Below are 14,798 nucleotides of genomic sequence, written 5' to 3' on the forward strand. Positions count from 1 at the left end.
AAGCCCTACGCCCACGTGTCGGTGCCCCTGACCTGCGCCGTTGATGAGAGGCCGATGTGGTCACGTGTTAAACTCGAAGAATCGAAAGGGGCACGGGACACATGATTTTCAAGGTCGGAGACACCGTCGTATACCCCCATCACGGTGCGGCGCTGATCGAAGCAATCGAAACACGCACCATCAAGGGGGAGCAGAAGGAATATCTGGTTCTGAAAGTCGCGCAGGGCGACCTCACGGTGCGGGTACCTGCTGAGAATGCAGAATATGTCGGAGTTCGCGACGTGGTGGGACAAGAAGGCCTCGACAAGGTCTTCCAGGTGCTGCGCGCACCGCATACAGAAGAACCGACCAACTGGTCACGGCGGTACAAGGCCAATATCGAGAAGTTGGCCTCCGGTGATGTCAACAAGGTCGCAGAGGTAGTCCGCGACCTGTGGCGCCGGGAGCAGGACCGCGGCCTTTCTGCTGGTGAGAAGAGAATGCTGGCGAAGGCTCGGCAGATCCTCGTCGGTGAGCTCGCGCTTGCCGAGGGAACTGACGATGTCAGGGCAGAGAGCATGCTCGACGAGGTTCTCGCCGCCGCATCCTGATAGGCGACGCGACCCTCGAATCAGCATCAAGTGAATCGAATACAGCAAGTACACGATCGCAGCGGGCCGGTCGTCGGAATTATTCCGGCGGCCGGCCGCGGCGTCCGTCTGGGTGAGTCACTACCCAAGGCGTTCGTCGAGCTCGGTGGGCGCACGATGCTCGACCGGGCCGTCGAAGCGATGCTGGGTTCCGGCGCGGTCGACCGTGTCGTGGTGGTGGCGCCGCCCGAGCTCGCCTCGGCACCTCCGGCGGAGCTCGTACGCGCCGAGTACGCCGACCGGGTCACGGTCACCGGCGGTGGTGCGGAACGCGCCGATTCTGTGCGCGCGGGTCTCCGGGCGGCGTCGGACGCACAGTTCGTGCTCGTGCACGATGCGGCGCGGGCGCTGACTCCACCGGAGTTGTTCACCCGAGTGGTCGAGGCGCTCCGGGGTGGGCGGCGCGCAGTGATTCCCGTCCTGCCGGTCGCCGACACCATCAAGAGCGTCGACTCCGACGGGGTCGTCACCGGCACCCCTGAGCGGGCGTCCCTGCGAGCGGTGCAGACACCGCAGGGGTTCGATGCAGACCTGCTCGATCGCGCCAATCGCGATACGGGCGACGCGACCGACGATGCCGGGCTGGTGGAACGGCTCGGCGAGCTCGTGCAGACCGTGGCGGGCGACCCGCTCGCCTTCAAGATCACCACACCGCTGGATCTGGTGCTGGCCCGAGCCTTGCTCGCTGCCGGCGAACGGACACAAGAGGGGAACTGAACACACGTGCGTGTCGGAATCGGAACAGATGTGCACCCGGTCGAACCGGGGCGTCCGTGCTGGATGGCCGGTCTGCTGTTCGACGATGCGGACGGTTGCTCGGGGCACTCCGACGGCGACGTCGCCGCACACGCATTGTGCGATGCGTTGTTGTCGGCGTCCGGCCTCGGCGACCTGGGTTCGGTGTTCGGGACCGATCGTCCCGAGATGTCGGGAGCATCGGGGGCCTCGATGCTCACCGAGGTACGGCGGCTGCTGACCGAAGAAGGCTGGACCATCGGCAACGCGGCCGTGCAGGTGATCGGGAACCGCCCGAAGATCGGGCCGCGACGCGACGAGGCGGTGCGTGTGCTGTCCGATCTGCTCGGCGCACCCGTGTCGGTGTCGGCCACAACCACCGACGGACTCGGGCTGACCGGCCGCGGGGAAGGTGTGGCGGCTATCGCCACCGCACTCGTATTACCTGACGTCGATCAACGGTAGGATGGTCTGTCGTGACTTTGCGCCTTTTCGACACCGAAACACGAGCCGTGCGGGATTTCGAACCGCTGGTGCCCGGACACGCCTCGGTGTATCTGTGTGGCGCCACTGTTCAGGGTGAGCCGCATATCGGCCACGTGCGCAGCGGCGTCGCGTTCGACGTTCTGCGACGATGGCTCGCAGCGAAGGGACTCGACGTCGCGTTTGTGAGAAACGTCACCGATATCGACGACAAGATTCTCCGCAAGGCAGGCGAGGCGGGCCGCCCCTGGTGGGAATGGAAGACGACCTACGAACGCGCTTTCACCCGCGCCTACGACGCTCTCGGTGTATTGCCGCCCTCCGTGGAGCCTCGCGCGACCGGGCACATCACCCAGATGGTCGAGCTCATGCGTCGTCTCATCGACGCGGGTCATGCTTACGCATCCGACGGCAACGTCTACTTCGACGTGATGAGTTTCCCCGAGTACGGCGCGTTGTCGGGGCACAAACTCGACGACGTCCATCAGGGTGAGAGCGCCGGACAGGGCAAGCGCGACCCTCGCGACTTCACCTTGTGGAAGGCCGAGAAGGCCGGCGAGCCGTCGTGGCCTACGCCGTGGGGCCGTGGCCGTCCGGGCTGGCATCTCGAATGCTCCGCGATGGCGGAGTTCTATCTCGGTTCCGCGTTCGATATCCATTGTGGCGGCATGGATCTGGTTTTTCCGCATCACGAGAACGAGATCGCGCAGGCCCGCGCCGCGGGCGACGGCTTCGCTCGTTACTGGTTGCACAACGGCTGGGTGACCATGGGCGGCGAGAAGATGTCCAAGTCGCTCGGCAATGTGCTGTCCATCCCCAACGTCCTCACCCGCGTGCGCGCCCAGGAGCTGCGTTATTACCTCGGCAGCGCCCACTACCGGTCGATGCTCGAATACTCCGACACGGCGCTGGCCGAGGCGGCCGCGGCCTACCGGGGACTCGAGTCGTTCGTGACCAAGACCCGTGACCGCGCCGGCGACGTTCCCGTCGGAACGTGGACCGACGCGTTCGCCGAAGCACTCGACGACGATCTCGGGGTACCCAAGGCGCTCGCCGAGATCCACGGTCGACGCAGCGAGGGCAACAAAGCGCTCGACAACGGAGACCTGACCGAAGCGGTGCGCATCGCGTCCCAGATCCGTGCGATGCTTTCTGTCCTCGGCGTCGATCCACTCGATGCACACTGGCAGGAGAGCTCCGGCGACGAGTCGGGTGCGCTCGCCGCCTTGGATGTGCTGGTGGGAGCAGAACTCGATCGTCGACAGAGCGCCCGCGCCGAGAAGAACTGGGCGGTCGCCGACGAAGTACGTGACCGGCTGACAGCGGCGGGGATCGAAGTAACGGATACGCCGAACGGACCCGAGTGGTCCCTGAAAGCAGGGCAGTGATGGCAGGCAATTCCCAGCGACGCGGAGCGATTCGCAAGGGCGGAACGAAGAAAGGCCAGGTCGTCGGCTCGGGCGGTCAGCGTCGGCGCGGTCTCGAAGCCCGCGGCGCGACCCCGAAGGCCGAGGATCGTTCGTACCATCCTGCGGCCCGGCGCGCTCGCGCAGCGGCGAAGGCCGCCGACAACCGAGGCCGCCGTCCGGGGGGACGCAAGCCGGAGGACGGGCCGGAAATGGTCCTCGGCCGCAACCCCGTAGTCGAGTGCTTGCGGGCCGAGGTCCCGGCGACCGCGCTCTACGTCGCGGTCGGTGCGGAAGCCGACGACCGGCTCAAGGAAGCAGTGCAGCGCGCCGCTGATGCCGGCATTTCGATTCTAGAAGTGCAGCGCAGCGAACTCGACCGGCTCACCGCGAACGGTATGCATCAGGGCATCGGCCTGCAGGTGCCGCCGTACCGCTACGCGCATCCCGACGATCTGATCGTGCGCGCCAAGGAGAGGCACGAGCGACCTCTGCTGGTGGCGCTCGACAACATTTCCGATCCGCGCAACCTCGGTGCGATCATCCGGTCCGTCGCGGCGTTCGGTGGCCACGGCGTGGTGATTCCACAGCGTCGGAGTGCGTCGGTGACCGCTGTCGCATGGCGTACCAGCGCGGGTGCCGCGGCGCGGCTTCCAGTTGCCCGGGCGACCAACCTGACACGCACGCTCAAGGACTGGCAGTCTCAGGGCGTCCGCGTCGTGGGACTCGATGCCGGTGGTGATACCGACCTCGACACTTTCGACGGCACCGATCCCGTCGTCGTGGTGGTGGGGTCCGAGGGTAAGGGACTCTCGCGGCTCGTCCGGGAGACGTGCGATTCGATCCTGTCCATCCCGATGGCCGGCGATGTGGAATCGCTCAACGCGTCGGTCGCGGCAGGCGTCGTGCTCGCCGACATCGCGCGTCGCCGCCGGTCCTGAAGGCCAAGTCCTGAAGGCCAGGGCGTACCCGCGGGAACCGATCGGGCCCTCGCTGCGTCTGTACCGGTAGGGCCGGACGGAAGCGGAGGCACACAGTGGCATACACAACGGCGTTCGACGGGCGTTTCGAGATCACACCGCCGTTGAGTCGGCCCGACATCGACTTCCTCACCGGGTTCGCGGGTGCTGCGAGTGGTCCGCACAACGCGGGCCGCGACGGTCTGCCGACAGAGGGACGGCCGCTGTCGTGGTGTCAGTGGGTCCCGAGCAGTGACGGATGCGCCCTCGAGTGGGACGGCGACCCGGTCTTCTACCGGTACTCAGAATGGCTTCAGTACCTGATCGCCGCGTTCCTGGCATCCCGGGGCCATGAGGTGTCGGGGACGGTGGAGGTGCGCACCAGCGCCGGCGACCACGGCCTGATCACTGTGCGTGACAACGACGTCACAGTTCAGATCAGCCGGACGAACCGCACACGCCGTCCCGGACGTAATTGCGCCGCAGTGGGAAGGTCCGCTGTCGTCACCACCGCGATCACCGGATAACCGCCGGTGACGGGATGATCGGCGAGGAACAACACCGGATGACCCTCCGGTGGCACCTGGACGGACCCGGCAACCATACCCTCGCTGGGTAGTTCGTCATTGCGTGAGCGGTGTAGCGGTCCGGGGCCCCGGAGCCGAATCCCCACCCGATCGAGTTGCGGAGTCACCGTCCACGATTCGTGTAGGAGGGCGCGGACCGAGGCGGGAGTGAACCAGTCGTCGCGGGGCCCTGTTCGCACGCGGAGCTCGACTGGATCGCCCGCGGGCGCAGGCGGAGGGATCTGCTCTTCGCAGGGGAGTTCGTCGGCGAGTGCGCCGACAAGCAGCCGGTCACCGGTGTGCACCGGCGCTGGGCCCGTGCCCGACAACGTGTCGGTCGAACGGCTTCCCAGTACCTCCGGAACGTCGATGCCGCCGCGGACTGCCAGATACGACCGCAATCCCTCGGATGGTGCTGAGACCGAGACGACGTCCTGATCACGGAGACGCACCCTCGCGCAATCACCCACGGAGCGGCCGTTGACCGTCACGTCGACGCGCGCTCCGGTGATCGCGACGATCGTGTCGCCGACGCTTCGGACCGAGAGTCCGCCACCGGTCACCTCGAGGGCCGCGGCGTCCGGGTGATTGCCGACGAGGCGATTCGCAGCGTCGTGCGCCGTGCGGTCCGCAGCGCCGGATGCGGTCACGCCGTCGGCCCCGTATCCGATGCGTCCGTGATCCTGCACAGTTGTGAAGATTCCAGGGTTGACCACCTCGAGCCATGCCATGGATCCATGGTCTCGCAATCCGGGGCGGCGGTGAGGACTGTTCGGTGAGCGCAGCCGGCGCGCGTTAGGTTGAAGTGCCGCAGTTCGAGGGAGACACGATGAGCCGGAACGATCCGACCACCAGTATCGAGGCCACCCGGGTGGAGGCGACCCGGGCAGTCGAGGGTGCGTTGGACGACGGCGATCTGGCTGCGGCGCACGCCGCAGTAGCCGAGCTGAGCGTGGAACTGCTCGTCGACGTGCTCGAGCGGTTGGACCACACCGACCGCGCGGTGCTCTATCGGTTGCTTCCCAAGGATCAGGCGATGGAGGTGTTCGAGCAGCTGGATCCGAGTCTGCAGAGCGCCCTCGTCGGCGGCCTGCAAGACGATCAGGTCGCGTCGATCTTTGCTGATCTCGAGCCCGACGATCGAGTCGAACTGCTCGACGAGTTGCCGGCCACCGTTGCGGCGAAGCTCATGCGCGGCCTCCCGTACGACGAACGTGAGATGACAGCGACGATCCTCGGCTACAGGCAGGGCGCTCTCGGACGGCGCATGAGCCCGGAGTTCGTCTCGCTGCGCCAAGACATGCCGATCGAGCGAGCCCTCGCGATGGTCCGTAGCCGCCTCCACGATGCCGAGACGGTCTACACCCTGCCGGTTGTCGACAGGAATCGGATCCTCGTGGGTGTGGTGGGCTTGCGAGATCTGATGGGCGCCCCGAAGGATGGCGCAGTCGGCGACATCATGAGCGAACCGTATTTCGCGCGGGCCACCGACGACGCAGAGGAAGCTGCCCGCCGCTGTGCCGAGCTGAAATTGCTGGCGTTGATCGTCGTGGACAGCGAAACACGACTGGTGGGCATTCTCACTGTCGACGATGCGTTGCGCATCCTGGAGTCGGCCGAGAGCGAGGACCAGGCCCGGATCGGCGGCACCGAGCCGCTACGCCAGCCCTATCTCGCCACGCCGGCGAGACAATTGGTGCGTTCGCGGGTCGTGTGGCTGCTCGTGCTGGCGATCGGAGCGACATTGACCGTGCAGGTGCTCGAGGTATTCGAATCGACCTTGGAACAGGCCGTGACGTTGGCGTTGTTCGTGCCGCTGCTCATCGGCACCGGTGGCAATACGGGAAATCAGGCGGCGACCACCGTCACGCGGGCATTGGCTCTCGACGACGTGAGTCCCCGAGATGTCGGCCGTGTCGTCGTCCGTGAACTCAGGGTGGGGTTCTCGCTCGGGGTGCTGCTCGGTTCCGTGGCGTTCGTCCTCGCAACTGCCGTCTACGACATGTCGGTGGGCGCGGTGATCGGGCTGACCCTGGTCACCGTGTGCACCCTCGCAGCCACTGTCGGTGGAGCGATGCCGTTGGTCGCCAAGGCTATCCGCGTGGATCCCGCAGTGTTCTCCAATCCGTTCATCACGACGTTCGTCGATTCGACGGGATTGGTACTGTATTTTCTCATTGCGAAAGCCGTGCTGGGAATTTGACGAGACCGCTTGGTGTTCAGTAGGACTCGAATCGTACTGCGGCACCGGGGTGCAACAATGCAGGGGGAGTCCGATCCGGTTGCCACAGAACTTGTTCGGTGGTGCCGATCAGCTGCCAGCCTCCCGGAGAGCTTCGCGGATAGATCCCGGAGAACTCGCCTGCCAACCCCACGGCGCCCGCGGGCACCGAGGTCCGCGGGGAGTCTCGACGCGGTACCTGCAATCGGCTGTCGCCGCCCGTGAGATAGGCGAAGCCGGGAGCGAAGCCGCCGAACGCCACCGTCCAGGCGCGTCCGGTGTGCGCGGCGATCACACCGCTGACCCCCAGTCCGGTTCGTTCACCGACCTCTTCGAGATCGGGACCGTCGTACCGCACGCCGATCACCACTTCGGTCCCCGGGGCGGTGTCGGTGCGCATCGGCTGCGTCTCGACGAGCCAGCGGCGCACCGTGTCGGCGTGGGTCGTTCGCGTGTCGAAACGGACGAGCAGTGTGCGGGCAGCGGGCACCAGATCGACGACACCGTGTATCCGATTCGCGTCGAGTGCACGGAAATGCGCGAGTACGTCGTCGAGTGAATCGAACTCCGCGAGTACTGCGGAGTCGCCGTTGCGCAGGATCCTCACGTGCCGCCGCCTAGACGAAAGCGCGGACGTCGATGTTCTCGGCATCCAGCAGGGCCCGGACGGCTACGGCCATGGCGGTGGCGTCGGGGGAGTCGCCGTGGATGCACACGGACTGAGGGTCCACACGAACATCGGTGCCGTCGATTGCTGTGACCACGCCTTCGGTGACCATGCGCAACACGCGCTGGGCCACCAGATCCGGATCGTGCAGCACGGCACCCGGTTCGCGCCGCGACACGAGGGCCCCGCCGGGGGTGTACGCGCGGTCGGCGAACGCCTCGGTCACCACGATCAAACCCGCGCGTTCGGCCTCCTCGAGGAACGCCGATCCGGGAAGCCCGAGAACAGGTAGTGAGGCGTTGTACGAGCGGATCGCCGCCACGACCGCGCGGGCCTGCTCGCGGTGGTGAACGATCGCGTTGTACAAAGCGCCGTGCGGTTTGACGTATCCGACCGTTGAGCCCGCAGCCCGGGCGAGGCCGTCGAGGGCGCCGATCTGGTAGATGACCTCGGCGGTGAGCTCTGCCGGCTCGACATCGATGAACCGTCGACCGAACCCCGCCAGATCGTGGTACCCCACCTGGGCTCCGATGCGTACGGTGTGATCCACTGCGCCCCTGCAGGTTTCGAGCAGATTCGACGGATCACCCGCGTGGAACCCGCACGCGATGTTGGCGCTCGTGACAAGCGAGAGCATGGCCTTGTCGTCGCCGAGTCGCCACTGCCCGTAGCTCTCGCCGAGGTCGCTGTTCAGGTCGATGCGTGTCACGTGTCCGATTCTAGGCGTGCGTCGGATGGTCGCCTCGAAGGCGCATGTCAGATTACTGCCCCCACGTCCTTCGCGACGATATTGTCGAGCGCGCGTTCGGCGACAGCGGCGATGGTCATCGACGGGTTGCACGCACCCGACTGGCCGGGAAGCAGTGCACCATCGAGCACGTACAGGCCGCGCTGGCCGTGCACTCGTCCGTCGAGGTCGCAGACGCCGCCCATGCTCGCACCGCCGAGCGGGTGCCACGTGGACGGCACGATGGCGTTGGTGTCGGTGGCGATACCTGTGTTGCCGACGATCCTGCGCACCGTGGGATCGATGTGACCGTTCTGGATCGCGACGTCGCCGTCCTTCGGCCAGTGCAGAATCGCGTCGTCGTTCGCGGAATCGTAGACGAACGAACCGCGGCTGTCGCTGATGCCGTAGCCCACGAGCACGGTGCTGTGGGCGTCGAGTCCCATCGCCGGAATCGACGCCTGGATCACCGTGAAGGCGGCGTTGGGGTCGTCCCAATTCTTGCTGCCGTAGACGACCGGACCGCCCTGCAGTGCACCGAAGTCCTCACGCATGTCGGACCAGAGGTAGATACGGTCGGCGTTGCTCCCCCAGTTGCGTCCGAGATCGTCGGGGAGATCCGGGATCTGCCCCTTCTGCGCCGCCCGGACCAGCAGCCGGGTCGTGTTGAGGCTACCGGCGGCCAGGATGAGCGTGTCGGTGGTGAGGATCTTGTTCTCGAGGAGCTGCCCGGAAGTGTCGATCCGGTCGACGTACACGGTCCACCGGCCGTCGGACGCTCGTTCGATGTCCTTGACTTCATGCTGGGCCTGGACGGTCACCAGACCGGTCGCCTCGGCAGCGGCGATGTAGGTGACGTCGACGGAATGCTTGCCGCCGTTGTTGACACCGAGAGCGCCGGAGCCGTCCGTGTACGACGGAGCCATCTCGCCGCGCAGTTCGGCGAGCGCGTAGTCCCAGTCGATCGGCATGGGAATCTTCTCGAGTGGAAGCCCCGCCTGTTTCACGCGCTCGGCGAATATCCGCGCGGCGGCGTAGTTGGGGTGGGAGACGAGTTCGTCGGGGGCGGTCGCGAGTCCCAGCATCCGCGACACACGTGGGTAGTGGACGCGATTCATCGTGGCCCAGTCGAGCTCGTTCGGGAAGTGGGTGTTGAACACTTCCTCGCTGGGCTGCAATGACATTCCCTGGTAGACCAGCGAGCCTCCGCCGACGCCTGCGGCACACAGGGCGGTCATGTTCTGTCCGACGACCGCCTCGACCAGGCCGGTGTGCGGCTCGACCATGACGGGCCTGCCGAAGAGTTCGGGTGCGGACCGGAACCACAGCATGCGCCCGTCGGGTGCGTCGACTCGCGGGAAGGTCGTCGCGTCGGGTCCGGTGGGCCAGCGTTTTCCCCGCTCGAGGATGGTGACGGGCACCCCGGCTTCGGCCAGACGGAGTGCGCTCACCCCGCCGCCGAACCCGGAGCCGATGACGACGACGCGATGTTCTTCGCGTGTCAGCGGAACCTTGTTCGTTCGGGCAGCGATGCCCGACGAAGCGGCAATACCGCTGGATGCATGGGCGACGGCCGGCCCCGCCAACGCGGCGCCGACGGTGGCTGCTCCTGCGAGAAAAGTGCGTCTGGTGATGCTCGACAAGATCTCGACCCCCCAAGAGTCTGCTCCGGCCCGGTCTTCTCCGGGCCGCGTGCAAAACTAGACAGAAGGGTGTCGAGTGTCAAGGTTTAGGCATCGCAGGACCCAGCCATCTGGTGAGAAATCGCCGCAATTCGTCGTCCGAATGCATCTGCGGATCGTCGAACAGAACTACCGACAAACCGAGAAAGAGCGTGAGATCGGCGATGTCGTCGAAGAACGGAATCACCTCGGGGTGCCTGTCGGTCATGGGCGTAAGCAGTTGGTGGACGACCGGTTTCGCGCGGCTCACCATGCCTCTGTCGAAGAACGGATGCTCGCGACCCGAGCGGTGCAACGCGGAGAGCACCGGGTTGCTACGCACCGCCATCCGCCCCGCGACCAGAAGTTCGACCACGTACTCGCACGGCGTCGTGGTCCCGGCCAAGCGCGTGCGGATGTCGTCGAGGCCCCCAAGGGCAGCGCTGGCGACCGCCTGCGACACCAGATCTTCCCGGCTGCCGAATATCGAGTACACGGTCTGCCGGGAAACACCTGCGGCCTTCGCGACCCCCGCGATGGTGACGGCATCGAACCCCTCGTGGGTGATGAGCGCGAGCGTCGCGTCGAGGACCTTCGTACGGGAGCGCATTCGCTGATTGTCCCGCACCGAGTGGACGTCAGGCCGCCGGTGTGAGAACCCGCCCCGCGCCCCGGCGGCGCTGCACCGACCCGATAGCCCGGCACACGAGGTAGATGACGAAGGCGATCGTCGTGATGAAACTCGACACCGGGACTCCGGGTGCGAGCGCGAGCAGGATGCCGCCGACGGCCGCGACCTCAGCGAAGATCACCGACAGGATCGTCGCGGCGAGTGGTCCGCGCGTGACCCGCGCTGCTGCTGCGGCAGGCGTGATGAGCAGGGCCATCACGAGCAGTGCGCCGACGATCTGCACACCGAGCGCCGCGGTGATGCCGACGAGCACCGCAAAGACCATCGACAGTGCTCGCACCGGGACGCCGCGTGCGGCGGCAACCTCTGGGTCGGTGCTCGCGAACAGTAGCGGACGGTACATCAGGAGCAGTGCGCCGATCACGAGGACCGCGCAGCCTGCGAGCAGCGAGATGCCGGTTCCGCCCGGCGCCACGATCTGGCCGGTCAACAGTGAGAACGCGGCGCCGGTTCGTCCGTCGTACGCCCACAGCAGCAATACCGCGAGGCCGAGGCCGAACGCCATGACGACGCCGATCACCGAGTCCCGTTCGCGGGCACGCGTTCCGAGCAGCCCGAACAGGATCGCGGCGACCACGGCGCCGACGACCGCTCCGAGCCCGACGGACACTCCGACCAGGAGCGCAGCGGCAGCGCCGGTGAGCGACAACTCGGAGGTGCCGTGCACCGAGAACGCCATCTGGCGACTGATGATCAGGGGGCCGATGACACCGGCGAGAAGGCCGAGGATGGCGCCGGAGATCAGCGCCTGCTGCACGAAGTCGTACTGCAGCAGCTCGGCAGTGGCCTGAAAATCGAACAGCCGTGCCATAGCGTCCGTGAACTTGCTGCTCATGACTGGTCCTCCGGGTGGTGATGGTGGACGCCTTCGCCGGGGCGGAGCCCGCCCGCGCTGCCGAGCGCATCGATGGCGTCACCGGTCCCGACGACGACGAGCCGCCCCCGCATCTCGAGCACCTCGACCTCGGTGCGGTACAGCTCGGAGAGCACCTCGGAGGTCATGACCTCCGAGGGTGTACCGATGCGGAACTGGCCGTCGACGAGATAGAGCACCCGGTCGACGAGGGGAAGGATCGGATTGATCTCGTGGGTGACGAACAGCACGGCGGTGTCGTGGTCCTTGCGCCGCTGGTCGATGAGCGCCGACACGAGATGCTGATTGGCGAGGTCGAGGCTGAGTAGCGGTTCGTCGCACAGCAGCACTTGCGGATCACCGACGAGTGCCTGCGCCACCCGGAGCCGTTGCTGTTCACCTCCGGACAGGTCGCCGACCAACGCGTTCGCGTACGACTGCGCACCGACCTGGGTGATCGCGGCGTTCACGGCGGCTTTGCGGCGCTTGAAATGTCGAATACCGGTGCCCCACAGGTGTCCGTCCACGCCGAGTCCGACAAGGTCGCGGCCACGCAACGGGACACCTACGTCGAGGGTCTTCTGTTGCGGTACGTATCCGACATGAGGGCTGCCGGTATGAACCGGTGTGCCCGCGATGGTGGCCGTTCCAGCGCTGAGCGCGAGCTGACCGAGCAGGACTTTGAGGAGGGAGGTCTTTCCGGCGCCGTTCGGCCCGAGGACCGCGACGAACTCTCCGGGGTGCACCGCGAGGTCGAGGTGGTCCCAGAGGATGCGTTCGCCGAATGCCAGGCGGGCGCCGCTCAGCTCGACCGCGTGAGGTTCGACCGCGCGGGGATGGTCGGAGGGGGAAGATGTCACCGGAGTTCGCGTTCTCGAGCTGTGGTCAGGGACTGTGGTGAGGATTTACGACGCAGAATCGAGTCCGGTGGCGAGCGACTCGGCGGTCGTGGTCTGCCACTGAATGTAATCGACGCCCTCGGGCAGGGTCTCGAAAACCTCGACGACGGGAATGCCCGAAGACTCGGCAGCCGAGCGCATCTCCCTGCTCACCTTGTCCTCGGTCTGCGGGTTGTAGAGCAGGACTCCGACCTTCTTGTCGAGCAGCAGTTGCCGAGTCTCGGCGATGCTCGCGGGCGACGGGTCGGTGCCGTTCTCGATCGCGTTGGTGAAATCGGTGGGAGTCACGTCGTCGAGACCGGCCGCCAGCACGAGGTATTGGCCGATGGTCTCGGTCTGGACGATGGGCGCGTCGGCGTGGGTCTCCGCGATCCGAGCCGTGACGTCCGAGATGCCGTGCAGGCTCTCGTGGAACGCCGCGGCGTTGTCGCGGTACACCTGCGCGCCGTCGGGGTCGAGGCCTGCGAGCTGCTCGGCGACGGCGTGCGCGACCGCGTCCGCGGTCGCGAGGTCGTACCAGACGTGTTCGTTGATGCCGCTGTGATCGTGGCCGTCATGATCGTGGCCGTCATGACCGGGGGCGGCCTCGTCCGTCGCCGGAGCATCCGAGGCGGGGGCGTCGTGGTCCGTGCCGTGGTCGTGGCCTGCGTGCAGGTCGCTGTATTCACCCGACTCGAACAGTGCGAACGCCTCGACGGTGGGGACGTCGCCACCGACGGACTCGAGGATGTCATCGACGAAGTGGTCGTATCCGCCGCCGTTGTAGACCACCAGCGACGCGTCGCTGATGGCAGCGGCATCGAGTGGACTGGCCTCGTAGGAGTGTGGATCTGCGCTCGGTTCGGAGATCAGCGACTCGACCTCGATCCGGTCGCCCGCGACGGCCTGGGCGATCGAGCCCCACACGTTCGTCGACGCGACCACGCTCAGTTCGTCGTCCGAGCCCGAGTCGCCGGTCGTGCCGGAGCCACACGCTGCGAGGACGGTGGCGCACGACAGGGTGGCCGCAGCAAGCGCGGCGCGGGAGGACATACGCACTGTTGTTCTCTCCTGAATCGGGGCGCGGGGGAAGGCGATGAGGCCACCCTAACGCTATTGGAAACCGTTACCGTTCCACTTTAGCGGACGATTCCGCGCATTCCGCCCAACCCGCCTGGTCGTGAGCATCGACACAGGACTACGGTCCGATCATGTCCAGGTCCCGTCAGCCGCGCCGACAGGCAACCCTGGCGTCGATCGCCGCCGAGCTGAAAATCTCTCGCACCACGGTCTCGAACGCGTACAACCGGCCCGACCAACTGTCCACTGAACTGCGCGAACGAGTCTTCGAGGTCGCCAAACGCCGGGGCTACGCCGGCCCCGACCCGATGGCCCGATCCCTGCGTACCCGCAAGGCAGGCGCGGTCGGAGTACTACTCACCGAAGCGCTGAGCTATTCGTTCCGCGACCCGGCAGCGATGAGTTTTCTCTCCGGCCTCTCCGAAGCCTGTGAGGCTGCCGGGCAGGGCCTGCTGCTCATTCCGGCGGGGCCGGGCCTCACCGACACCGAGGCCGCGCAGGTCGTGCATCGCTCGTCCGTCGACGGGTTCGTCGTCTATTCCGTGCCGCCCGAGGATCCGTATCTGGCCGCTGTGCTCGAACGACACCTGCCGATCGTTGCATGCGACCAGCCTCGCGGTATCGGGGCGGCGCCCGTCGTGGGCATCGACGACCGCTCGCCCATGCGTGACCTCGCCGCCCACCTGATCGAGCTCGGTCACTGCGAGTTCGGGATCGTCTGCATGCGGCTCGGTCGCGAACGACACGACGGTGTCGTGGACCTCGCTGCGCTCGAAGACACGGGCTTCCACGTCCAACATGAGCGGATACTCGGCGTGCGCGACGCCATGCGCGACGCCGGGCTCGACGATTCCGCGCTCACCGTCGTCGAGCGTTTCACCCACACCTCCGGCGACGGGCAGTCTGCTGCGGCGCAGATCATGAGCGTCAATCCGCGGATCACTGCGCTGATGTGCACCACCGACGTGCTGGCGCTCGGTGCGCTCGCATGGGCCGACCAGGCGGGGCTCGACGTCCCCGGACACCTGTCGATCACCGGGTTCGACGGCGTCGACGAGGCACTGCGCGAAGGTCTGACCACGGTGAGCCAGCCTCAGAAGGACAAGGGACGTCGCGCGGGTGAGCTCCTGCTGGCCTCGCCCGCGCACTCGGGCATCCCCGAGATCGAGACCCTCGACACCCAGCTCGTCTTCGGCAAGACCTCTGGGCCGGTCGAGAGCACCGGCTGGTACGCCGAGTAGG

General features: G+C 66.6%; 16 protein-coding genes. 8 read left to right on the top strand and 8 right to left on the bottom strand.

Annotated elements, in window-relative coordinates; genetic code table 11:
* Positions 1-101 precede the first annotated feature (101 nt).
* From carD to ACTDXD_RS13810, 6 genes are all read left to right on the top strand, one after another.
* The gene (carD, locus tag ACTDXD_RS13785) at positions 102-590 is read left to right on the top strand and encodes an RNA polymerase-binding transcription factor CarD (RefSeq protein WP_169688069.1); all 489 of its coding nucleotides are present in this window, start codon (positions 102-104) and stop codon (positions 588-590) included.
* Positions 591-629: 39 nt separating this feature from the next.
* A complete protein-coding gene (gene ispD, locus ACTDXD_RS13790) occupies positions 630-1,346 on the top strand; it encodes a 2-C-methyl-D-erythritol 4-phosphate cytidylyltransferase (RefSeq protein WP_440127644.1) in 717 nt (238 codons plus the stop codon).
* Positions 1,347-1,352: 6 nt separating this feature from the next.
* A complete protein-coding gene (gene ispF, locus ACTDXD_RS13795; RefSeq protein ID WP_247274578.1) occupies positions 1,353-1,829 on the top strand; it encodes a 2-C-methyl-D-erythritol 2,4-cyclodiphosphate synthase in 477 nt (158 codons plus the stop codon).
* Positions 1,830-1,840: 11 nt separating this feature from the next.
* Entirely contained in the window at positions 1,841-3,235 is a 1,395-nt protein-coding gene (cysS, locus tag ACTDXD_RS13800; RefSeq protein ID WP_440122902.1) for a cysteine--tRNA ligase, read from the top strand.
* Entirely contained in the window at positions 3,235-4,194 is a 960-nt protein-coding gene (gene rlmB / locus ACTDXD_RS13805) for a 23S rRNA (guanosine(2251)-2'-O)-methyltransferase RlmB (RefSeq protein ID WP_440122903.1), read from the top strand. Before cysS ends, rlmB begins: the two co-directional genes overlap by 1 nt.
* 95 nt (positions 4,195-4,289) lie before the next feature.
* Positions 4,290-4,739 carry a hypothetical protein gene (locus ACTDXD_RS13810; protein ID WP_440122904.1) on the top strand — a complete coding sequence of 150 codons (450 nt, stop codon included), beginning with the start codon at positions 4,290-4,292 and terminating at the stop codon, positions 4,737-4,739.
* Here the strand turns inward: ACTDXD_RS13810 and ACTDXD_RS13815 are convergent.
* Positions 4,646-5,509, bottom strand: coding sequence for a biotin-dependent carboxyltransferase family protein (locus tag ACTDXD_RS13815; protein ID WP_440122905.1), 864 nt, complete (start codon positions 5,507-5,509; stop codon positions 4,646-4,648). The two genes, ACTDXD_RS13810 and ACTDXD_RS13815, sit on opposite strands and share 94 nt — an antisense overlap.
* A 98-nt stretch (positions 5,510-5,607) precedes the next feature.
* Between ACTDXD_RS13815 and mgtE the strand changes: the two genes are divergently transcribed.
* Positions 5,608-6,981: a magnesium transporter gene (gene mgtE, locus ACTDXD_RS13820; protein ID WP_440122906.1), complete on the top strand. Its 1,374-nt coding sequence runs from the start codon at positions 5,608-5,610 to the stop codon at positions 6,979-6,981.
* 16 nt (positions 6,982-6,997) lie between these two features.
* Here mgtE and ACTDXD_RS13825 read toward each other — a convergent pair whose 3' ends face one another.
* From ACTDXD_RS13825 to ACTDXD_RS13855, 7 genes are all read right to left on the bottom strand, one after another.
* Positions 6,998-7,606 (bottom strand): 5-oxoprolinase subunit B family protein, encoded by a 609-nt coding sequence (locus ACTDXD_RS13825; protein WP_440122907.1) that lies wholly within the window; start codon positions 7,604-7,606, stop codon positions 6,998-7,000.
* A gap of 10 nt (positions 7,607-7,616) precedes the next feature.
* The gene (locus ACTDXD_RS13830; RefSeq protein ID WP_440122908.1) at positions 7,617-8,375 is read right to left on the bottom strand and encodes a LamB/YcsF family protein; all 759 of its coding nucleotides are present in this window, start codon (positions 8,373-8,375) and stop codon (positions 7,617-7,619) included.
* 47 nt (positions 8,376-8,422) lie between these two features.
* The gene (locus ACTDXD_RS13835; RefSeq protein WP_440122909.1) at positions 8,423-10,036 is read right to left on the bottom strand and encodes a GMC oxidoreductase; all 1,614 of its coding nucleotides are present in this window, start codon (positions 10,034-10,036) and stop codon (positions 8,423-8,425) included.
* Between the two features lie 79 nt (positions 10,037-10,115).
* A complete protein-coding gene (locus tag ACTDXD_RS13840) occupies positions 10,116-10,664 on the bottom strand; it encodes a TetR/AcrR family transcriptional regulator (protein WP_440122910.1) in 549 nt (182 codons plus the stop codon).
* 28 nt (positions 10,665-10,692) lie between these two features.
* Complete coding sequence (locus ACTDXD_RS13845) at positions 10,693-11,580, bottom strand: metal ABC transporter permease (RefSeq protein WP_440122911.1); 888 nt, start codon at positions 11,578-11,580, stop codon at positions 10,693-10,695.
* A complete protein-coding gene (locus ACTDXD_RS13850; RefSeq protein WP_440122912.1) occupies positions 11,577-12,458 on the bottom strand; it encodes a metal ABC transporter ATP-binding protein in 882 nt (293 codons plus the stop codon). Before ACTDXD_RS13850 ends, ACTDXD_RS13845 begins: the two co-directional genes overlap by 4 nt.
* Before the next feature lie 45 nt (positions 12,459-12,503).
* Positions 12,504-13,535 (bottom strand): metal ABC transporter solute-binding protein, Zn/Mn family, encoded by a 1,032-nt coding sequence (locus ACTDXD_RS13855; RefSeq protein WP_440122913.1) that lies wholly within the window; start codon positions 13,533-13,535, stop codon positions 12,504-12,506.
* 152 nt (positions 13,536-13,687) lie between these two features.
* On the opposite strand from ACTDXD_RS13855, the gene ACTDXD_RS13860 reads away from it, so the two are divergent.
* A complete protein-coding gene (locus ACTDXD_RS13860; protein ID WP_440122914.1) occupies positions 13,688-14,797 on the top strand; it encodes a LacI family DNA-binding transcriptional regulator in 1,110 nt (369 codons plus the stop codon).
* Position 14,798 lies beyond the last annotated feature (1 nt).

This window comes from Rhodococcus sp. SJ-3 (assembly GCF_051918125.1).
GTDB lineage: Bacteria > Actinomycetota > Actinomycetes > Mycobacteriales > Mycobacteriaceae > Rhodococcus.